Source organism: Bacillus sp. BF2-3, assembly GCF_008368795.1.
GTDB classification, from domain to species: Bacteria; Bacillota; Bacilli; order Bacillales; family Bacillaceae_G; genus Bacillus_A; species Bacillus_A cereus.
The window spans coordinates 98508-119944 of the sequence record NZ_QOSA01000007.1; the positions used below are offsets into that span (position 1 = coordinate 98508).

Consider the following 21437-nt stretch of genomic DNA (forward strand, 5'->3'; position numbering starts at 1 on the left):
AGTGAAAAAGCAAGTCATTTCATCAGCATTAGCGTTAACTGTTATCGCCGGGGGATTTGGAGCGTTTGGGGCAACGACAACGAAAGCGGAAGAACAAAAAATTCAATATCATCAAGAATTTAAAACACCTGCATACATAGGTGAAGAATGGAAAGCACCGGAAGGACTAGATAAAAAAGAGACAGTCTTTCAATACTTAGAGAGTAAGAAAGATATGTTTAAATTAGCAGGAAATATTGAAAAGCATTTTAATATCGTTGGGGAAGAAAAAGACGCTGAATCTGATACGACACATGTGAAGCTAGTTGAGAAACATAATAACATTCCTGTGTACGGTTCTGATCAAACTGTTACACTTGATAAAGAGAATAATGTAAAAGCATTCTTCGGACAAGTTATTCCGAATTTAGATGATAAAAATATTCCTGCAGCTGCAAGCATTACTGCGGAACAAGCAGAAACAATTGCAAAGGCAGATATTGAGAAAGAAATTGGTAAAGTAAAGAGTTATGATGGTGTGAAAAAAGATTTATTTGTATATGAAAAAGACGGTAATTACTACCTTGCATACTTAGTTAAGGCATCGATTTCAAAACCAGCTCCAGGGTATTGGCATTATTTTGTTGATGCAACGAATGGAAATGTTATTGAGAAATATAACGCTGTAGATAACATTACTGGATTTGGTTACGGAGTATTAGGTGCTAGACAATCATTTGAAATTGCTCAAGATACGAAAACAGGACAATTCAACTTGTTTGATGGTAAACGAGGACAAGGTGTTCATACATTTGATGCAGAAAATATGGACGAGAACTGGTTTAATTTATTCTCACAATGGCTTGGATATACAGGAGAAGAAGTTGAAAGTAAATCTAAGTTCTTCGAAGATAAAGCTGCAGTTGATGCGCATGTAAATGCAGGAAAAGTATATGATTACTACAAAAAGACATTTAATCGTAACTCTTTCGATGATAAAGGTGCGAAGCTTATTTCAACTGTTCACGTAGGGGAGAGCTGGAATAACGCAGCTTGGAATGGTGTGCAAATGATGTATGGTGATGGCGATGGAAAAACATTCATTCCATTATCTGCTGGACTTGATGTTATCGGTCACGAATTAACGCATGCTGTAACTGAACATACAGCAAACCTTGTTTACAAAAATGAGTCAGGGGCGTTAAATGAATCGTTATCTGATATTATGGGTGTTATGGTTGAGAAGAAGAGCTGGGATTTAGGTGCTGATATTTATACACCTGATAAACCTGGTGATGCACTTCGCTCTCTTAAAGACCCAGCGTCTATTCCAAATCCATTAAAACCAAGTGAAGGTTACCCAGATCACTATAGTAAACGTTATACTGGAACAGCTGATAATGGCGGTGTTCATATTAACAGCAGTATTAACAATAAAGCTGCATATTTAGTATCTGAAGGCGGAGATCATTACGGCGTGAAAGTAACTGGAGTGGGCCGTGAAGCGACAGAAAAAATTTACTACCGTGCTCTTACGAAATATTTAACTGCAAACTCTGACTTCAAAATGATGCGTCAAGCTGCTCTTCAGTCAGCTGAAGATTTATATGGTAAAAACTCTAAAGCTGTACAAGCTGTAACGAAAGCTTATGATGCAGTAGGTGTAAAATAATAAGAGAAAAGACCTGACATCCTAGTCAGGTCTTTTCTTTATCCCGCTATCCGCAAATGATGAAATTTCCACTTTATTTAGTCGCGAATACCTAATGCGATTTTCGCCATACGTGACATACGTTCTTTCGACCACGGTGGATTCCAAACGACATTTACTTCTATTTCATTAACTTCAGGTACGTTTGTTGATAATACTTTTTTAACGTCTGATACGATTTGCCCAGCCATTGGACAACCGATAGAAGTCATAGTCATCGTAATGACAGCATTATTATTTTCATCTGCTGTAACATCATAAACTAATCCAAGATTAACGATATCAACACCTAGTTCAGGGTCAATAACAGCCTCTAAATTGGCAAGTAATTTATTTTCAAATGCTTCTTGTGACATAAGCAGCCCCTCCTACACTTTAATGATATCGATTCTCATTATAACGGAAATGAGCATAATGTGCAGGAAATGAGCTCAAAAAAATATCCCTCTTTCAAAGAAGGGATATTTTTTGAACATCTATTCTGTTTTAAAATGAGATACGAGTTGATCTAACTCTTCAACTGTTTGTTTCATTTTTCCGGCAGTTACTGCCATTTCATTCATAACAATAACTTTCTGTTCAGCAGATTGTGCCGTTGCGGCAGTTTCGCTCGATACTTCAGTAGAGATAGAAGCGATGTTATTAAGTGAAGCGTTCATTTCTTCAGCACTTGCAGCCATTTCTTCAGCAGTTGCTGATATATCTTGCATTTGAGTAGATACTTTATTTACTTGTTCTACAATTGTTGTGAAAGAAGTACCAGCTTCACGAATAACATTGATACCTTCAAATGCTTCAGAACGGCCTTGAGACATCATAGAGCTAGCAGTTTCTGTATCATTTTGAATTTGATGTAGTAATTGATTAATGTCTGTTGCAGCTGTTTTAGATTGTTCAGCAAGTTTTCGAACTTCGTCAGCTACGACAGCAAATCCTTTTCCTTGCTCACCAGCACGAGCTGCCTCAATAGAAGCATTTAAAGCAAGTAAGTTTGTTTGCTCAGCAATATTAGAAATAGATTGTACAGCAGTATCAATATATTTCGTATGAGTGATTAGACGTTCAACCACTTCTGACGTAGCATTTACAGCTTCGTGTATTGTTGTCATTTGTGAAACAGATTTTTGGATAACGGTACTGCCATCGCTAGCATGTTCAGATGTGGCAACAGCAAGTTCCGCTACAGATGAAGCAGATTCAGCAATGCGCTGAACACTTACTGCCATATCATCCATTGCAGTTGAACTTTCTTCCATACTAGAAGTTTGTGATTGAATACTTGCATTTAAGTTGGACATCGAGCTTTGGACTCTTAATGTCGCCTCACGTGATGTATTCGTTTTTTCTAGCATATTTTCAGAAGCGGTTTGTACTTCCACTGATGTTTTTTGAACACGATTAATAATATGTTGTAGGTTTTCTAACATTTTATTAAATGATGTTGCGATAGCACCTATTTCATCGTTGCTATTTACTTGTAGACGTGCCGTTAAGTCACCTTCTTGAGAGGCCAATTCTTTTAGTTTCGTGTCAATTTGTTGAATTGGTTTCACCAGTTTACCAGAGAACCACCATGCAAGAATAATTGCAACGATAATACATACAACAAGTGATAAGAAAATAACATATTCGATTAAGAGTGCAGATTGATCAATTTTTTCAATAGATTGTTCACGTAATTTAGCTTGTTCATTACTGTAATTTGTGAAGTCACCAATTACTTTATAGACCGTTCCGTTTTCTGAAGAAGCTACTTGTAAAGCTTCTTCCCATTTTTGTTCTTTTGCAAGAGTGAATACTTTTTCTTCAATGAACTTTCTCCAAGTAGACCCTAATTCCATTGTGCTTTTTACGGACGAAGAAAGATTTGGATTAGAAAGAAGTTTATCTTTTGAATCCTCAAGACGTTTACTCATCTCATTAAACTTGTCTAATTCGACTTGATCATGTTGTAGTAAATAACCTCTTAAAGCAGAGAGCTGTACTTGATAAGCGTCTCCACGCTCTTTCAATTCTGTTGCCAGTGGAGAAATTTCTTTTTGTAATGTTTCAGCTTTACGAGATTGGTCGATAGCAAAAAATAAAATAAATGCTAAGGCGACACCAAATAAAGCGCAAATCGTTCCCATCATGAACATAAGTTTTTTTCTGATACTTACAAAATTCATATAATTAAAAGCCTCCTTTGTGAAATCTTAGTATTAGAATTAATAAATGTAAAAAATTGAAAGAAAGCTTTACTCCAGTTGGAATAAAGCTTTCTTATTTCCTTTAGGAATTATAGCAGACGGAATGAGAGATAGAAAGAGATATTTTAAAGTGAAAAAAGAGAGACTGTAAAACTTTCATTCCTATACCTTTGAGCTCGTGTCATTTTCACTTTAAGCGTTTGTTTTGAAATGAGAGACGAGAACTTCAAGTTCTTGTACGATTGTTTTCATTTCAGATGATTTGTTAGCCACGATACTCATTTTGTTTACTTGATCACCAGCCGAATGCGCTGTTTGTGATGTTTCTGCAGCAACTTCGTTTGAAATAGAAGCGATATTATTTAAAGCTGCGTTCATTTCTTCAGAGCTTGCAGCCATCTCTTCAGCAGTTGCAGACATTTCTTGCATTTGTGTAGAGACTTTGTTAATGTGGTTAACAATTTCTGAGAATGAAGATCCGGCGGTACGAATAACCGTAATTCCTTCAGAAGCTTCTGCTTGACCTTGTGTCATCATATCATTTGCTATTTTTGTATCAGCTTGAATTTGATGAAGTAAATGGTTAATGTCAGTTGCGGCTAGTTGAGATTGTTCAGCAAGTTTTCGAACTTCATCGGCAACAACAGCGAATCCTTTGCCGTGTTCACCAGCACGAGCTGCTTCAATAGAAGCATTTAAAGCGAGCAAATTTGTTTGCTCAGCGATATTCGAAATAGATTGAAGTGCAGTATCAATATGATTTGTATGTGTAATGAGTCGCTCAACTACTTGTGATGTAGCGTTAACAGCTTCGTTAATTGTATGCATTTGTGTAATAGATTTCTCAATGACTTTATTCCCATCATCTGCTTTTTCTGAAGTTGTGACAGCTAAACTAGTAACAGAAGAGGCGGACTCAGCGATACGCTGAACACTCGTTGCCATGTCATCCATTGCGGTTGAACTTTCTTCAATGCTAGAAACTTGTGAACGAATATTGTGTTCAAGAGCATTCATAGTTTCTTGGGTTCTTGCGGTATTTTCCATAGAAGCGGTTGTTTCGATAAATACATTTTCGGAAGCTTCTTTTACACTTGTTGATGTTTGTTGAACTTGTTTTATTATATGCTGTAAGTTAGTGAGCATTTGATTAAAGGAATTTGCAATGTCACCAATTTCATCTTTACTTGTTACGTGTAATCTAGCCGTTAAATCTCCGTCTTGAGAAGCTAATTCTTTTAACTTCTCATCAATTTGTCGAATTGGTTTAACGAGTTTACCAGAGAACCACCATGCTAATAAGATAGACGTTAATGTACATGTAATAAGTGAGAAGAAAATAATATATTGAATAAGTGATGAAGAAGACTCGACATCAGCAATTAATGCGTCACGTTTCTCATTCTCTTCATTTGTATATTTATTAAAACGACCTAAAAGATCATTTACATAATCTGTTTGTGATAAAGCAATTTTGGATGCTTCGTCCCATTTTCCTTCACGCGCAAGAGGTAGTACCTCATTATCTATGACGCTACGCCATTTTCCACCCATTAAAATAGCTTCTTTCATTCCTTCTGGGAGCTTCTTGTCACTTGTTACTTTCTCTCTAGTATCAGCTAATTTTTTCCCTTCTCGATTGAACTTATCTAATCCTTTTTGATCATGTGATAGCAAATATTCTTGTAAACCAGCAACTTGTGCTTGGAACCAATCGCCACGTTCTTTTAAAATCGTCGCTCTTTTTGATACATCATTTTTTAACGTTTCGATTTCACTTGCTTGATTCATGGCGAATGAAAGAATAACAATAAGAGCAATACTAAATAAAGAAGAAATGCTTAAGAGTGTGAACAGTAGTTTTTTTCGAATACTAACATATTTCATCGTTACCCCTACCCTCATTTAAACTGTTTATTATGATTTATAGATATTTAAAACGAAATTAATAAAAACATTATTATGAAGTTATTAATCTGTTCAATGAAAATTATAGCAGATAATGGAAGGAGTCAGATTAGTATTAGAAAAAGTTCTTAAAATGTATACATTTGCATATCATAAAATTCATAAATAAATATTAGAAATGCTATTGAAATTTGAAATGACATCATGTATACTTCTAATTAGTTGATAACGATTATCAGTATCAACTAAAAACATTACTCTTCGTTATGTTGGTCATACCCCTTTTTGACGACGTAAGTCAGAGACGAAATGTTGAAATATCTTGTGTCCTATTCTACAGAATTATGGTAATCTCCAACCTCAACTTATATGCGTGAGCATGCAAAAAGGATCCTATCCGTGAAGGGATCCTTTTTTGCATGCTGTCGCAATTATTGTATATAGACCAGGGATACGTTCTTCGATTCCTTCTGGTGCAGTAGAAGAAAAGACCCATCTTTGATGAGATCCATGTTCTTCAACTAGTTTTTCGATTTTAAAACGTTCTTCCGCAAGTGTTGTAATGATTTCTCCTAGCGTCCAGCGACGGATGGTTGTTTTAGGTAGCGATTCTTTCTGTGCTTCTGTAAGAAGGATGCTATAAGCAACATCATCTTCAATTAATTCTTCATCGAAATAATTTCCATTGGCCTGAAATGATGGGTGGTCGACTCCTAATAATTTCGTGTAAACAGGATGATAGTCACGAAGGATAAGCATTCCATCTCGCTTAAGTAAAGTAGCAATTTTTTGAAAGAGTGGTTTTAAATCTAGAAAGTAATGGAGTACACCAAGTTCCAGCAATACGATATCAAATGATTCGGAGAGCTGCACATTTAATACATCAGAAACGACATACTGGATAGAGACACCTGCTGCGTCCGCAAGTTCATTTGCATATTTTGCATTACTTGCTGAAATATCAACAACTGTTACGTCAGAGCCTAAAAGGGCAAGTGCGACAGCTTTATTTCCTTTTGAGCCGAGTAAGTTAATAATACGTTTTCCTTTTGGAGATTGTATATAAGGTAAATAATGTGCTACTTCGCGTGTGGGATCTTCCATAATTTTTTTCGCATAATCCTCCGGTGCCCCATGGCGATTCGTCCAAGCTTCATAAGCAGCTGTATTCCAGCTTTTTTCATTTATAGCGCTTAGTTGTTTTTGGTTCAATGTTATCACTCCTTTTGTGAACGTATAGGTATTCTGCGGGAGGATGGGATTTCCTTTTCGTTCTGGATAAAAGTTTGATTTTTCTGTGATTAAGTCGTACAATACTTGTTATACGTAAAAGCGTTGAAAAGGAAAAGTAGGATGAACACATTCTTTCCAGAGAGCTTCGGTAGCTGAGAAGAAGCAAGAATATTCATTTGAACAATGGCCTTTGAGCTTCGTCCTGAACTTATCAAATGATAATAGTAGGCGGCGACGAGAGTTGGTACTCGTTATCAAAACCACAGTATAAGAGCATAGAGCTCCGTACTTGTTAAGGCTAATTATGTGAGTGATTGGCGAAATAAGGTGGTACCGCGACTGTTTATACAGCCCCGCCCTTATCTTTTTTAAGATAGGGGCGGGGCTTTTTATATTTTAAAGGAGGAATGTAAGATGAGTATTTTTATTGGGGGCGCTTGGCCGTATGCGAATGGTTCATTACATCTTGGTCATATTGCGAGTTTATTACCTGGAGATATTTTAGCACGTTATTACCGGTCAAAAGGTGAGAATGTGCTGTATGTTTCAGGAAGTGATTGTAATGGAACACCGATTGCAATTAGGGCAAAACAAGAAGGTGTGACGGCGAAGGAAATTGCTGATCAGTATCATGAAGAGTTCCAGCGATGTTTTCGTAGCCTTGGTTTTACTTATGATTGCTATACACGTACAGATAGTGAGCACCATCATGAAACGGTTCAAAATGTTTTTTTACGTTTATTAGAAGAAGGACATATTTATAAAAAAATAGTGGAACAAGCGTATTGTGAAACGTGTACGCAGTTTTTACCGGATCGTTATGTAGAAGGAATATGTCCACATTGCCATGAAGCAGCAAGAGGAGATCAATGCGATGCGTGTTCTGCTATTTTAGATCCACTCGATTTGTTAGAAAAGAAATGTAAGTTATGTGGTAGTACACCATCTGTACAGGAAACAGAGCATTTCTATTTCGCATTGCATACATTTCAGGAGCAAATTAAAAGGGCTGTAGAAATTGCCAAGCAAACAGGGACATGGCGCGACAATGCGATTCAACTAACAGAGAGATATGTAAAGGAAGGATTACTAGATAGGGCCGTATCACGTGATTTACCAATTGGGGTACCAATTCCAGTAGAAGGGTATGAAGATAAGAAAATTTACGTATGGATTGAAGCAGTGACAGGCTATTATTCAGCGAGTAAACATTGGGCTGAAGAAACAGGGAAAGATGATCAAGAGTTTTGGGATAGCGAAGTGAAAACATATTATGTGCACGGAAAGGATAATATTCCGTTTCATTCCGTCATTTGGCCAGCGGTATTACTTGGAATAGGGGAGGAAGCAATCCCGCGTCATATCGTTTCGAATGAATATTTAACAGTTGAAAAAAGAAAATTATCTACAAGTAAAAACTGGGCAGTATGGGTGCCTGACATATTAGAACGCTATGATCCAGATTCTATTCGTTACTTTTTAACCGTCAACGCACCAGAAAATCGCGATACTGATTTTTCATGGCGGGAATTTATTTACAGTCATAATAGTGAATTATTAGGTGCATACGGGAACTTTGTGAACCGGACATTAAAGTTTATCGAAAAATATTATGGTGGTATCGTGCCGAAGGGAAGTATTGAGGTAGAGCTGAAAGATAAAGTAGAAGGATTATATAAGCGTGTAGGAGAGGCGATTGAGCAAACTAAATTTAAGGTGGCGCTAGAAACAATATTTGATGCAGTACGTTTTGCAAATAAATACTTTGATGAAAAGCAGCCTTGGAAACAAAGAGAAGATGATCCAGTTTCATGTGAAGAAACGATTTATAACTGTGTGTATCTTATCGCTAATTTTGCAAATCTCCTTGAACCGTTTTTACCATTTTCAAGTGAAAGAGTTCGAAACACATTGTCGATTGTGAAACGAAATTGGGAACCGCAAAATACGTTGCCAAGTAGAATTGATAGCGTACAGCCATTATTTGAGCGAATCGATGTAAAACAAATTGAGCATGAGATAGAGAAGCTGTATGGAGCGGTAAAATGAGATAGAGAAAAAGACCTTTCAAGTAAATGAAAGGTCTTTTGTTATGCAGTATGATTCTCTTTCTTATCTTTCAAAAAGAAAAGTACAGCAAGGATTACAAGAATAATAGCTGCAATATCATACGTTATTTTAAATGTAGTATTAAAGTTTAAGTACTCTACGAAAGGAGTTTTCACTGCTCCTGCATATATACAAACGGGAATGAGAAGTAAATCGTAAAATTTCTTTTCTTTCATATATCTTATTAGGAAGAAGATACACATAATAGCAAAAAATACGATGCTTAAAATAGTCATTTATACCTCCAGATAAATTTACTTATTTTAATTGCAGTTATATCTTTTATATAAATTCTGTATTTTTTCAAGCGCTATGCACGCGATTTTGTTTCCTTTCTTTCCTAGCCGTAAGCAGCTTAGGAGTGAAGATCCCAACTAATATGAAAATAATTCCAATCCACTGCATGAACGTTACGACTTCATGTACAAGTGTAATAGAAGCAATAATAGCAGTTGGTAATTCAGCTGCACCTAATATTGTACCAAGCCCTGTTCCAACCTTTGGTACACCGATTGAAAAACAAATGACAGGTACAACAACGCCGAATAATCCGAGGAAGAAAGCATATTTCCATAGACCGGCTTGCAAAGCACCGTCTGTTAAAAAGGTTGGCGGAAAGAATAGGCATACGATAAGAGTAGCGCTTGTTGTCATAAGGAAGCTTTTCGTATAAGGCGGAACATCCGTAGCGACGCGCCCGCTTGCAAAAACATAGAATGAAAAAGAGACAGCAGCTAATAGTCCAAAGATAATCCCTTTCGTAGAAAAACTTTGTCCGAGGCCTTCAAATACACCACCTGCAAACAATGTACCAGCAAATAAAATAAGGATAGATATAATCTTATCGCGGCTTGGAAATGTTCGATTTGCAATTGCTTCGATAATGACACCAATCCAAGTGAACTGAAAGAGTAGGACGACAGCGATAGATGCGGGTAGTTCTTCTACAGAAATAGCGTAGAAAATCCCGGTCATACTCATTGTTGTTCCGACGGTTAGTAAGGAAAAGAATTGTTTTTTTGTTACTTTATGACGTGAAAAGAAAAGAACGAGTAGAAATAGTCCAATCCATCCGAAGACATATTGTCCCCCTAATAGTTGATGTGCTGAAAATCCATTTATGAATCCGAGTTTGAAAATAGTTGAAAGTATGCCATAGCTGCAAGCACCGAATAAAACGAGCAATGAATATTTAAACTTTTCCATAAAAAATCCTCCTTTTAAGTAATAAAAAACGCCCGCTATCCAAATAAGGATAACGGGCGAACGAAACAGAGTCATATACTCTACAAAATTCCGCCACTCATACGAAGTATGAATTTGGGGTATGAAATTGTAGTAGGTTTTTACATTGCTTTTGGGAATACAATAGAACATTTTACACCTTGAGGCGTGTTTTGTATCCCATAAGGAAACTGATGTTTATCTAATATTTGTTTCACGATATATAATCCAAGACCACTACCTTGTACTAAACCGTGTTTATCAGGGTTTGCGCGATAGAAAGGCTCAAATAAATGAGCAAGTTTATCTTCATCAATTTGTGAACCTGTATTTAATACTTCTAATGCGTAACCATTTGGTTTTTCATAAAGCTTTATATATACGTGCTGATGGTCAATTGTATAATGAATTGCATTTGAAATAATGTTAAAAATAGCAGTTTGAATAAATTTAGGATCAGCTAAAATTTGTACGTCGTGTTTAATATTAGATTGTACATTTAATTGTTTTACAGATACAAAGTAATCTACTTTCTTCATAACATCCTCAATAATATTAGATAAAGAAATGACTTCTAAATTCGGTTTAAATTGAGGGTTTTGTATTTTGGATAATTCCGACATTTTTTCCGTTAATATGTTAATGTCTTGCATCATCTCGTAGGAACGTTTCAAATACTTATCTCTATCTTTATAAGCTCCAATTCCGTGAATCATGCCATCTAGTTGTCCCATAACGGCTGCGATTGGTGTTTTTAATTCATGGGATACCATAGACATAAATTCTTTACGAGATTGTTCTAATTGTTGTTCCTTCTTGAGCTCATTTCTTAAATCTTGATTGCTTGCATGTAAATTCTTCACAATATTTGGTACTTGTGAAGCAGCTACTTGCAAATTAAAATCTGTTTGATCTGTATTTTTGTTAAGTAGCTTTTTATCTGAGAAATCAAGATTCATAATATCTTTTAAAGCATCGCTCATATATTGAAAAGGTTTGGCAATTAGTTTTGTATAAATTAAAGATCCGAGTAGTGATAATGCAAGCATTGTCGCGCCAATATGTGGAGCTAATTGCTGCAACGCATCTGCTAACTTTGGATTATCATTTGTATCATTTGTTTTACTTGCTGCATTTTGTGTATGTAAGGCATCATTATTAGCGGCTTTCTTTTCTGCTTCTGTAGGCGGATTAGAAGTGCTATTTTTCCCCGAAAGATTTTGTGTATGTTCTTTTGCCTTTACAGTTTGGCTAGGCTGCAAAAGGTGATTGATAGCTGTAGAAAGAGATTTATAATCTATAATAGAAGATTGGAAATTAGAAATGCTCCCCTCTGACACAGCTTTATTTTGCTTCGTTTTACTTCCGTCGTTTTGCTTATCTGAATCGGCCTGTTCTGTAGTCGGCGTTCCATTTTCTTTCGCAAAACGTTCTTTATCGTAGTTTGAAGCTAGAAAGTAAATAATTTGATAAAGACAAAGTGATAAAAGAATACAAAATAATAAGGTTTTGATGAAAATATTTTTGGTGATGTTGTCTTTGCTACGATTCGATTTTGTAGCCAATGCCTTTCACCGTTTTAATATAAGGAATTCCTAATTTTTTTCTTAAGTTTTTAATATGTGTATCTATAACTCTTACATCACCATAATGTTCATAGCCCCATACCTTATTCAACAAATCACTTCTTGATAATACTTTTCCTCGATTTTGCAGTAAAGTATAAATAATTTCAAATTCTTTTGTTGTCAATTCAATTTGATTACCATGAACATAAGCTGCATATGCTGTAGAGTTTAACATCAATTCATGGAATTGTAGTATAGTTGCAGCTTCTGCTTCCTTCGTTGCTGCCCTTCTTAATACAGCCTCTACACGCTTAATAAATACAGTATAATGGAACGGTTTCGTAATATAGTCATCAATACCTAACTCAAATCCTTTAATTTCACTTTCTTCATTATGTAAGCCTGTTAACATAATGATTGGTACATCAGATTGTCCTCGCATAATTTTACAAATACTATAGCCATCTATATCTGGTAACATTACATCGAGGAGGACAAGATCGTATGAATTTTTTTGGAAAAGAAGAATACCTTCTGTTCCAGCACCAACTACATCAACTGTAAAGTTTTGTGCCATTAGAAATTCACGAATAAGTTCTTGTATATCTGGGTTGTCTTCAATCACCAGTATATGCGTCATAGTAACACCTCCTAAATAACGCTTTTTACTGCAATATTCGAATTCATCATTTTTCGAGTGACTCAGATTGTTTATACATATAATAAGCCCCCGCTATAAAATAATCATGAAGGTAGCAAGGGGAATAGTTTAGTGTTACTGAATAGTTCAGAATTACAGTAGTTCTATTATAGTATGTATTATAAAATTTATAAAACATTATAACTGTATAATTTTAATATCTACGTTTATCAATGTTTAAATATTAGCTAATCAAATCTATTCCTATTATATATGTAAATACAGTTGTTTTGCTACTGTAAATGAATAAATAAAATAAGCCAAGACATAAAATTCTTGGCTACACATAAATCTTGTTTTTAGGCTATTTTACAGTGACAGTAGCTTGTTGCTGAACGCGCTCAAATAACCAGTGTATATCATTGTTATACATACGAATACAACCAAGTGTTGTCCATTTGCCGATTGCTTGATTATTGTTAGTTCCGTGAATCGCATAAGTTGTTCCGTAAGTTCCTGCCATATTTAATCCGAGCCAACGGTCACCAAGTGGATTACGTGGATCGCCGCCTTTAATTTTGCCTGTATAATAAGGGCGATTTTTAATTTTATTTACGATTTGAAAAGTGCCTTTAGGTGTAGGTGTTGCAGCTTTTCCAGTAGCGACAGTAAAACTTTTTATAAATTTTCCATCCTGATAATAATCCATTTTATTTAACTGAGTGTCTACGATTAATTGATCTTTCGTTGTAGCTGCCTCTGCGCTAGAGAATGGAAGAGTTAAAAATCCTAATGATAATAGTGCGCTTAATAATAATTTTTTCATTGTTATTCTCCTTTTACTATCGTAAGAGTCTTACATACAATGAAGTTGTAATCCTCGTAATGCTTTATTTACATTTTCATCTAATGTTTCAAAGAATGTAGTGATTTTGCTGTTGTGTTTGTTGTTGTTATCAATAAGTAATCTTTCATTTAATAAAAGCTCACCACGTAGTCCAAAACTTTGAACTTGAATATTTAGCTCATCTTCATTTTCAGAGATGATTGGTAAGAAATAATGAAAAGCTTTTGTTGGAATGATGTAGCTTTTGCCAATCATGCTTTCTTGATTTGAATTAATCCATTTTTTCGTGACAATTTTAATATTCTTTTTTGAAACGATAAAAGATAGTGTTGTAGATTTTGTTAAACTTACGTCAAATTCACTTGTTTCACATATTTGTAAATTAAAAACGGTTTCATTTTGATGAGATTCAACATTTGTATTAATAAAATCGTGCATTTTATATGCTTCCATTTCGTATTCACCCTTTTTTCAATTTCGAAAAACGACTTATATTTATTCAAATTAATGCTTAGTCATATATTGGTTAAATTTTTCAACAAATTCCGATATAATCTTACAATACATATATGAAGCTAATATGAAGTTAGTATGAGTTTGTGATGGTTTTTTATTGAGAACAAAATAAGAGAGGTTTTTAGTGCTAAAAAATGGATAAAATCTGCATGTTATTAATGCGCCTTTTCGCTATTTCGACTTGAAAAATGATTTTTACTATTTAATAAAGAACGAAAATCACTAGTGTGACCCTTACAAAAATGTAATAAAAATGTAAGCTATTGTGATAGTTATTTCGACAATTTTTTTATACAATAATAGTAAGAAGTTGTACGTGATTGAAAGGAGAGATGACATGGAATGGATTCATGAATTATTTCAGCAATACGGGTACTATGTTGTACTTGTCGGCTTGCTGTTAGAATATATTGCACTTCCGTTTCCGGGAGAGCCAACGTTAGCATATGCGGGATTTTTAGCACATAAGGGTGATTTAAGTTTACCGATTTTAATTATTCTATCCTTTATTGGGACAAGTGTAGGAATGACGATTCAATACTTTTTAGGAAATAAATTAGGTATGCCTTTCATTCAAAAGTATGGGAAATACGTATTTTTAACGCAAAGAAAAATTGACTTAACGAGAATGTGGTTTGATAAGTATGGGTACTTCTTAATTTTTATTGGTTTCTTTATTCCTGGTGTACGTCATTTCACAGGATACTTTGCAGGAATTATTAATTTACCATTCCGTCGTTTTGCCATTACAATTTATTCAGGTGCTCTATTTTGGGTATCATTCTTCTTAATCGGTGGTTACTGGTTAGGTGGAAACTTACATGATATCTTTGGAGTGCTAGAAGGTCATATCGGTAAAATCATTTTTGGAGTTATTGTGATTGTAGCGGTTACGTTAGGTATTCGTTTCCGTAAGCAGTTAAAACGAGTATTACTACAAAACGCAAGTTAATATGAAATCCATTCTATGTCAGAATTTAGGAAGTCAGTGCAAAAGCACTGACTTTTTTATTTTTAAGACTATGTTTAATGCACATTTTACATTCTTTATAGGAATTTGATACAGGATAAGAAATAAGTATCTTGTCAATTATTATAGTCGTAATGACAATTATAATTGACAAAGATAAGGATATTATTTACAATTTTAATTAAATAAATGAAAAAGAGGGAAGACATGAAGCTTCAAAATCGAGTGAGGGAATTGCGAGCAAAGCATCGTTTATCACAAGGGGATTTAGGGAAAGCGATTGGATCATCACGGCAAACGATTAGTTTAATTGAGCGCGGGGATTATGCACCATCTATCGTATTGTCGTTAAAAATCGCACAAATTTTCAATGTACCGGTGGAGGAAATATTTACGTTAGTAGAGGGGGAAGAGGACGATGAAGAGTAAGAGTAAGCGAAAAAAACAATTTGATTCTGTGGGGAAAATAGCATTAAGTATGATGGGTGGCTTTTTAACGTCTTATATAGCTTTAAATTTACTCTCGGATGAACCGAGAAAATTATCATCCAATACATTTATAGGTATATGTACTATTTTTGGAATCTTAATGATGTACTATACTTGGAAGAATACACGTATGTTAGCAGAGGCACGCGATGAAGAAGAGAGCGTACAAGGCAGAAAATTAGGCATTATAAGTATATATTTACGTGTAGGCGATATAGTTACGCAGGCATGGTTTGTATATGCAGTTATTACATGTAGACGTGCACTGTTGCAGGATACAAATGTTTCATTTGCGGTGTGGAATTTAGTAGCTTCTATTGTTTGTTTAACTACTGTAGTAATTATCGGACTTATAACAAAAAATCGTTATAATAAGCTATATCCTGAACAAGGTGTAACGTATATGGAATCTATGAAAATGTGGACGAAAAACGCAGATGAAGGATTAAAGCACATTGTGCATGAGGCTGGATATAAAGCGTATGAATTTACGAATACAATATTGGCATATGTATGGTGGGCTGCCGTTATATATACAGCTGCTAGTGATATCGATTTTGTATTAATTGGCTTAATCTCATTTATTTGGATATTGCATCTCGGGAAGTTCATGTACGAAATGCAAAGAAAAATGATTTATTAAGGGGAGAAAAAGGTGGATATTTTAAGAAGGCCAGCTGGCTCAATGACAGTGGCGCTAATTCTGTCCATTTTATACGGAGTAATCCGAACTGGGAAATTAGAAGTAATTTTGAACTTATGGGCAATAGTTGGAATTTCATTGTTAGTGTTAGCCATTCATGAGCTAGGACATGTAGTATTTGGTGTAATAGGTGGTTTGACATTTAAATTTATGACAGTAGGACCCATTACTATTCAAAAAGAAAAGGGAAAATTACGCATTCGAGAAAATAAATTGTGGGCGTACTTTGGAGGCGTTGCAACACTAGTACCACCTTCTATAGAGACACCGAATCTTTCGAAAAAGTGGGCGTGGCTCACTTTAGGTGGACCGATTACGAGTTTACTATTTGGTATTACTTCCGGTTACATATATATGGTGAGTTATTATCAATATCTTTTATATTTTTCCTTTTTCCATTTTGCAATCTTTGCGGTTACAATTGTGCCGATAAAAGGAATGCTTATGAGTGATGGGATGCAATTTCTTATTTTAATTAAAGATGATGAAAGAGCTAGAAATCACTTATATGAGATTCAAATATCGAGTGAGTTATTTAGTTATAAAAGACCGAAAGATTGGGATGAAAGGTTAGTAGAATTGAGTGAGGAGAAAATAAAAGAGAATAAAGGGATAAGAGAGATAATGAGTAGACTTATGCTCGTCTTTTTTGCTCGTGCAGATCAAGAGGGAATGGAAAGAGCGATACCGTATATAGAACGAATTGTTCAACTACCTGTAACGAAAGAAAATAAGTTTTTCGTTAGTAGTTTTCATAGTTGGTACCTTTTATATAAAGCCCTTTATCAGATGGATAGTCTTTCTTTGCAAGAAGCAAAGGAACATGCAAAGGCTATTACAAAAATGGACCTAAGTGGATATTACCGTACACAAGGAATTATTAGATATGTAGAAGGTAATATGGAAGCGTCCCGTACTTATATGAAGAAAGCCGATCAAGAATTAAAGAGCGCCGAGAAGAGTGAGATGGGATATTTACAAGTAGAAAGAGAATGGTTTGAGCAGCTGAAAGAGAGGGTATCTTACGATGGGTGAGGTATCCTCTTTTTTCTATGTCATCTTATGCCGTTCCATAAACAGCCTAGGACGAGTAAAATGAGATAAGAAGAGCAAAGGTTGGAGGAATTCTAGATGGAAATTTTAACGATTATTTTAATCGTCTTGCTCATTTATGCTGTTTTTAAAGTGGCGTATGTAGCATTAAAGATACTCGCGATCTTATTAATTATCTTTTTAATCGTAGAGTTCGGCAGTAAATTGCTTGGTGGATAGGGTATGTTGTGCGTTTTGAGTGTCGAAGGTTGTCGGTAAATCGATATCTTGTGTCGAAGCGTCGATATAATGAAAAAATCGTTGATATAAGTGGAGAAACGATCGATATACTTGAAAAATCGTTGATATATTTTAGTGAATACGAAGTGGGGTATATGGAAAAGAAGTTGCTGTGAGGGCAACTTCTTTTTATCGTGATGCGGGGTATGCAAACCAACATGAAAAAGCTGGAAGAGTATCTTCCAGCTTAAGAGTTACTTTCAATTTGGCGACCGCTATCTTCTTCATTGTCTTGTAATAGGTTGAATACGTCTGCTAAGCAGAATGCAATGAACCAAGTCCATAGACCGTGGAAGAAAGCTGAGCTTAATTGAAGTGGTAATGTATAGTTTGTCATTGAGTAGGAAATACATCCACCAACGATTCCGATCATTGTTAATAACATTGTTTTTTGAGCATTTTCTGCTGGATTAAAGAGGAAGTAAATGTATCCGCCTAAAATTGAAGCGCTTACAAGTGTTTCGATTCCATTAAAGATGATATTCTCTCCAAGCTGAGTGTTTGTCCAGAAGCAGATTGTTCCGCCGATAATAGCAAACAGGACAGCTATTGTATATCGTATATATTGATTCATATGTTCATCTCCTTATGTAATAAGATGATTTGGAAGTCAAAAAGGTAGGTATAGTATATTGAAGTGAGTTTTAATTGTACGTATCTTTTTATAAAAAGATCATTGAAGAGTAACTAAGATGATCGGTTGTTTAAACCGTTACGTGTATGGTGTCTGAAATATACCCGACTGCTCGTTTCTTTTTGCTTGTAAAATAAGAGAAACTTCCAAGTCTATATACTCTTTTTTTGTGAGTCTGCTTTCATTATAACACATTTATAGACATAATAATAGAATTATCTGATTTTGTAATAAGTGTAAAAAATAAAAAGCGCAAGGAAATACCATTAACGGTGCAGTTTAGTGGAAGAAGGATTTTAATTTATTATGATGAAATATGTAATCAAGGTGAGATCTAAGAATGAGGCTTAAATACTATAAAAAATGTTTTATAGCATGAATGTAAGGGAGGAGAGCTAACTTGGAGTTCACAACAGAAAGATTAATAATTAGACCTTTTAAGAGTACTGATTTACAGGATGTATTTGCTATTTATAATAGTGATGATACATGTAAGTTCCTATTACATAATAAGTGGACTCATGAAGACATGCAGAAAAGATTTAATAAGAAGTTAGCAAATAATGTACTTACTAAAGAAACAATATTAAGTTTGGCAGTTATATACAAAACTAAAGTAGTTGGTGATTTATCCGTATGGTACACAAATATGAAAGACACTGTTGAGATTGGTTATAGTTTTTCAAATGAAGTAGCTGGGAGAGGTTTGGCGACAGAAGCAGTAAGTAGTTTGGTATTGAAATTATTTAATGAATGTAATGTACATCGTATACAGGCTAATCTTGATGCACGTAATACAGCTTCACAAAAATTGTGTGAACGAATAGGTATGAGAAAGGAAGCCCATTTCATACAAGATTTTTGGAATAAAGGTGAATGGACAGACAGTATTGTATATGGAATGCTATCCTCCGATTTGTAGTAATAAACTTAGTGATTTTATTATGCTAAAAGGTACGTTAGTTGAATAACAAAGGGCATAACATATTATATATGACTAATATGTTATGCCCTTTAATTTATTAACCTTTTTATATGCGTTTGAAACGGCCGACAATTTCAACTGTTTCAGTAATGTTCATAAATGCTTTGTTATCCACTTGACGGATAATACGTTTCATTTCGCCTAACTCATAGCGAGTCACGACAGTGTAAATCATTTTTTTCTTATGGTTTGTATAGCCGCCGACAGCGTCTACCATTGTCACCCCGCGTATGCCGTGATGTAGTAGTGCGCTTTTTATTTCCTCGCCTTTTTCTGTAATAGTCATTATCGTTAATTTAATATGTTTCGTATGCACAGCGTCGATAACTTTGCTGACTACAAATCGACTAATTAACGTATAAAGTGTAATATCCCATCCGAAAATAAAACCTGCTGCTACAAGTAAGATTAAGTTGAATACAAATATGATTGCTCCAATTGAAACATCTCGATATTTCGCTACAATCAATCCAACAACATCAAAACCACCTGTTGAAGAAGCAAATCGGAATATAATTCCTGAAGCTGCTCCGCAGATAACACCACCGAATACAGAAGAAAGTAAAATATCGTCTGAAACTTGGTGTACCGGGATAATGTTCATCGCTAACGATGACACAGCTACAAAGTAAGCTGTTAAAAAGGTTGTCTTCTTGCCTAAGTAAAAGTGACTTAAAATAAGAAGAGGAATGTTTAGTAAAAAGATAAGTGCACCGATATTGTAGTGCATTAAATAACCGATAATCATCCCTACACCAGCGAATCCACCGCTAATCATATTATGCGGGATAAAAAACATATTCATAGAAATTGCATACAAAATAGAAGCTATAAAAATAACAACCAACTGTATCATAAATTCTAAGTGAAATGTTTTAGCTGCTGGGAAGGATAAAAAGGCGGTGTCGGGAACGTAATCGGCGTCTCCTAGTTGACCCATAGTATGTTTCATCTCCATATTCATTTTTGATTACAAGAAGAGAATAAAGGTTTTTTCAAAAACTGGCAATAGTTTTATTATAATGCGAAAATTTTATAAATTTCTAATAAATCAAGCCTATTCATTGATGTGTGTGAATATGCTAAAGAAAGCGAATACAACGTTTCTTAATTATTGTTTTCTTGAGAAAATATGCAAAATACTTTTTTTGAAAATAAAAGGAAATAGAGAATATTTGCCCGATGTGCTAAAATGACCTTATTAAGGATGTGAAGCGATGGAATTTTTATTGCAGGATGCAATTCTATATATATCGTTTGTAACGACGGCACTTTGTTTATTAGAAGTTTTCTTCCTTGCTAATGTTTCTCGCTTTGTGCGTCAACAAGCATCAAGCGGTAGACAAAGAGCTTTTGCGTTAGTTGATACATGTGAAGATAGTGCGGGAAATGTACCGCTATTTTCTATTTTTTATAAATATGGAATGATTCGTTCTGTACGTAGACAAGAATCAAGTGAAGAGAATGACGAGGTCGGTCCGTATACGCCAATGTTTCGCTAAATAATTACGAAACATTGGAGGAATGAACATGTTAAAATCATACCGAGCTGTGCTCGTTAGTTTATCATTATTATTTGTTTTTGTTTTATCTGGTTGCAGTAATGCAGCCCCAATTGATGCACATAGTACGGGAATTTGGGATCATTATTTTGTATATCCAATCTCGTTTATGATTCAATTTGTTGCTCATCATATACCTGGAGCTAGCTTTGGGATTGCTATCATTATTATGACGCTCGTTATTCGTTCAGCAATGATTCCATTAGCTGTTTCGCAATATCGCAGCCAAGCGAAAATGAAGAAAATGCAACCTGAATTGCAGAAGCTAAAGAAAAAGTACGGTGATGTAAGCAAAGACCTTGAAAAACAAAAGCAGTATCAAAAAGAAATGTCAGAACTAATGAAATCAGGCGGTTGGAATCCACTTGCTGGTTGCTGGCCAATTTTTATACAAATGCCGATTTTCTCTGCTTTGTATTATGCGATTAGCAGAACTGAAGAGATTCGCACATCTTCGTTTTTATGGGTGAACCTAGGACATGCAGATCCATATCATATATTACCGATTATTGCAGCGTTAACGACATTTATTCAGATGAAAGTTTTCCAATCGAATATTACACCTGGAGAACAAGTACAGATGCTAAAGATGCAGCAAATTATGATGCCGGCAATGATTCTATTTATGGGGTTTGCGGCGCCATCAGGACTTGTGTTGTACTGGATAACAGGTAACTTATTTACAATGACACAAACAATTGTATTAAGAAAAATAATGGAACGTGAAGAGTTACAATTACAAAAAGCATAGAGAAACACCGCTCATTACGAGCGGTGTTTTTTTGTTAAATCGTTAAGGAAATGTTAAGAAACCGACATTACTATAGGCATTGTATAC

General features: G+C 35.0%; 22 protein-coding genes and 1 other annotated feature. Of the genes, 10 read left to right on the plus strand and 12 right to left on the minus strand.

Annotated elements, in window-relative coordinates; all coding sequences use genetic code 11:
• Position 1: 1 nt before the first annotated feature.
• Entirely contained in the window at positions 2-1651 is a 1650-nt protein-coding gene (nprB, locus tag DN401_RS07980) for a neutral protease NprB (protein ID WP_000745123.1), read from the plus strand.
• Positions 1652-1728: 77 nt separating this feature from the next.
• Here nprB and DN401_RS07985 read toward each other — a convergent pair whose 3' ends face one another.
• The 4 genes from DN401_RS07985 to DN401_RS08000 form a co-directional block, all read right to left on the minus strand.
• The gene (locus DN401_RS07985) at positions 1729-2046 is read right to left on the minus strand and encodes a metal-sulfur cluster assembly factor (protein ID WP_000076422.1); all 318 of its coding nucleotides are present in this window, start codon (positions 2044-2046) and stop codon (positions 1729-1731) included.
• 120 nt (positions 2047-2166) lie between these two features.
• Positions 2167-3858, minus strand: a complete 1692-nt coding sequence (locus tag DN401_RS07990) for a methyl-accepting chemotaxis protein (protein WP_001012211.1) — start codon at positions 3856-3858, stop codon at positions 2167-2169.
• A 213-nt stretch (positions 3859-4071) separates the two neighbouring features.
• Positions 4072-5766, minus strand: coding sequence for a methyl-accepting chemotaxis protein (locus tag DN401_RS07995; RefSeq protein WP_000878446.1), 1695 nt, complete (start codon positions 5764-5766; stop codon positions 4072-4074).
• Positions 5767-6180: 414 nt separating this feature from the next.
• Positions 6181-6999 (minus strand): class I SAM-dependent methyltransferase, encoded by an 819-nt coding sequence (locus tag DN401_RS08000; RefSeq protein WP_149287652.1) that lies wholly within the window; start codon positions 6997-6999, stop codon positions 6181-6183.
• Between the two features lie 114 nt (positions 7000-7113).
• Positions 7114-7384 (plus strand) — a binding site (T-box leader).
• A gap of 50 nt (positions 7385-7434) precedes the next feature.
• On the opposite strand from DN401_RS08000, the gene metG reads away from it, so the two are divergent.
• Positions 7435-9069: a methionine--tRNA ligase gene (gene metG, locus DN401_RS08005; protein WP_071740913.1), complete on the plus strand. Its 1635-nt coding sequence runs from the start codon at positions 7435-7437 to the stop codon at positions 9067-9069.
• A 41-nt stretch (positions 9070-9110) separates the two neighbouring features.
• Here the strand turns inward: metG and DN401_RS08010 are convergent, their stop codons facing one another.
• The 6 genes from DN401_RS08010 to DN401_RS08035 form a co-directional block, all read right to left on the minus strand.
• On the minus strand, positions 9111-9365 hold the full coding sequence (locus DN401_RS08010; RefSeq protein ID WP_000154129.1) for a hypothetical protein: 255 nt from the start codon (positions 9363-9365) through the stop codon (positions 9111-9113).
• A gap of 67 nt (positions 9366-9432) precedes the next feature.
• On the minus strand, positions 9433-10335 hold the full coding sequence (locus DN401_RS08015) for an EamA family transporter (RefSeq protein WP_000410482.1): 903 nt from the start codon (positions 10333-10335) through the stop codon (positions 9433-9435).
• A gap of 140 nt (positions 10336-10475) precedes the next feature.
• Positions 10476-11918, minus strand: a complete 1443-nt coding sequence (locus tag DN401_RS08020; protein WP_000201958.1) for a sensor histidine kinase — start codon at positions 11916-11918, stop codon at positions 10476-10478.
• The gene (locus DN401_RS08025) at positions 11896-12561 is read right to left on the minus strand and encodes a response regulator transcription factor (protein ID WP_000148833.1); all 666 of its coding nucleotides are present in this window, start codon (positions 12559-12561) and stop codon (positions 11896-11898) included. The genes DN401_RS08020 and DN401_RS08025 overlap by 23 nt, the downstream gene beginning before the upstream one ends.
• Positions 12562-12925: 364 nt before the next feature.
• Positions 12926-13387 carry a L,D-transpeptidase gene (locus DN401_RS08030; protein WP_000735063.1) on the minus strand — a complete coding sequence of 154 codons (462 nt, stop codon included), beginning with the start codon at positions 13385-13387 and terminating at the stop codon, positions 12926-12928.
• 30 nt (positions 13388-13417) lie between these two features.
• Positions 13418-13861 (minus strand): DUF3978 family protein, encoded by a 444-nt coding sequence (locus DN401_RS08035; RefSeq protein WP_000388769.1) that lies wholly within the window; start codon positions 13859-13861, stop codon positions 13418-13420.
• Positions 13862-14261: 400 nt separating this feature from the next.
• Between DN401_RS08035 and DN401_RS08040 the strand changes: the two genes are divergently transcribed.
• The 5 genes from DN401_RS08040 to DN401_RS08060 all read left to right on the plus strand — a co-directional run bounded on the left by DN401_RS08040 (position 14262) and on the right by DN401_RS08060 (position 17358).
• Positions 14262-14876, plus strand: a complete 615-nt coding sequence (locus DN401_RS08040) for a DedA family protein (protein WP_000454754.1) — start codon at positions 14262-14264, stop codon at positions 14874-14876.
• Positions 14877-15101: 225 nt separating this feature from the next.
• Positions 15102-15323: a helix-turn-helix transcriptional regulator gene (locus tag DN401_RS08045; protein ID WP_000776168.1), complete on the plus strand. Its 222-nt coding sequence runs from the start codon at positions 15102-15104 to the stop codon at positions 15321-15323.
• A complete protein-coding gene (locus DN401_RS08050) occupies positions 15313-16026 on the plus strand; it encodes a DUF3169 family protein (protein WP_000837753.1) in 714 nt (237 codons plus the stop codon). Before DN401_RS08045 ends, DN401_RS08050 begins: the two co-directional genes overlap by 11 nt.
• A gap of 42 nt (positions 16027-16068) precedes the next feature.
• Entirely contained in the window at positions 16069-17121 is a 1053-nt protein-coding gene (locus DN401_RS08055) for a zinc metalloprotease (RefSeq protein WP_002182986.1), read from the plus strand.
• Between the two features lie 96 nt (positions 17122-17217).
• A complete protein-coding gene (locus DN401_RS08060) occupies positions 17218-17358 on the plus strand; it encodes a DUF3985 family protein (RefSeq protein WP_000404782.1) in 141 nt (46 codons plus the stop codon).
• 247 nt (positions 17359-17605) lie between these two features.
• Here DN401_RS08060 and DN401_RS08070 read toward each other — a convergent pair whose 3' ends face one another.
• Positions 17606-17992: a DUF3938 domain-containing protein gene (locus DN401_RS08070; RefSeq protein ID WP_001077771.1), complete on the minus strand. Its 387-nt coding sequence runs from the start codon at positions 17990-17992 to the stop codon at positions 17606-17608.
• Between the two features lie 460 nt (positions 17993-18452).
• On the opposite strand from DN401_RS08070, the gene DN401_RS08075 reads away from it, so the two are divergent.
• Positions 18453-18974, plus strand: coding sequence for a GNAT family N-acetyltransferase (locus DN401_RS08075; RefSeq protein WP_149287653.1), 522 nt, complete (start codon positions 18453-18455; stop codon positions 18972-18974).
• Positions 18975-19083: 109 nt separating this feature from the next.
• Here DN401_RS08075 and DN401_RS08080 read toward each other — a convergent pair whose 3' ends face one another.
• Positions 19084-19977, minus strand: a complete 894-nt coding sequence (locus DN401_RS08080; protein WP_000530044.1) for a YitT family protein — start codon at positions 19975-19977, stop codon at positions 19084-19086.
• Positions 19978-20254: 277 nt separating this feature from the next.
• Here DN401_RS08080 and DN401_RS08085 point away from each other — a divergent pair, with 277 nt between their 5' ends.
• Together DN401_RS08085 and yidC are read left to right on the plus strand one after the other, a co-directional pair.
• The gene (locus DN401_RS08085) at positions 20255-20539 is read left to right on the plus strand and encodes a hypothetical protein (RefSeq protein WP_000394930.1); all 285 of its coding nucleotides are present in this window, start codon (positions 20255-20257) and stop codon (positions 20537-20539) included.
• Positions 20540-20567: 28 nt separating this feature from the next.
• A complete protein-coding gene (yidC, locus tag DN401_RS08090; protein ID WP_000920522.1) occupies positions 20568-21350 on the plus strand; it encodes a membrane protein insertase YidC in 783 nt (260 codons plus the stop codon).
• The last annotated feature ends 87 nt before the right edge of the window (positions 21351-21437 follow it).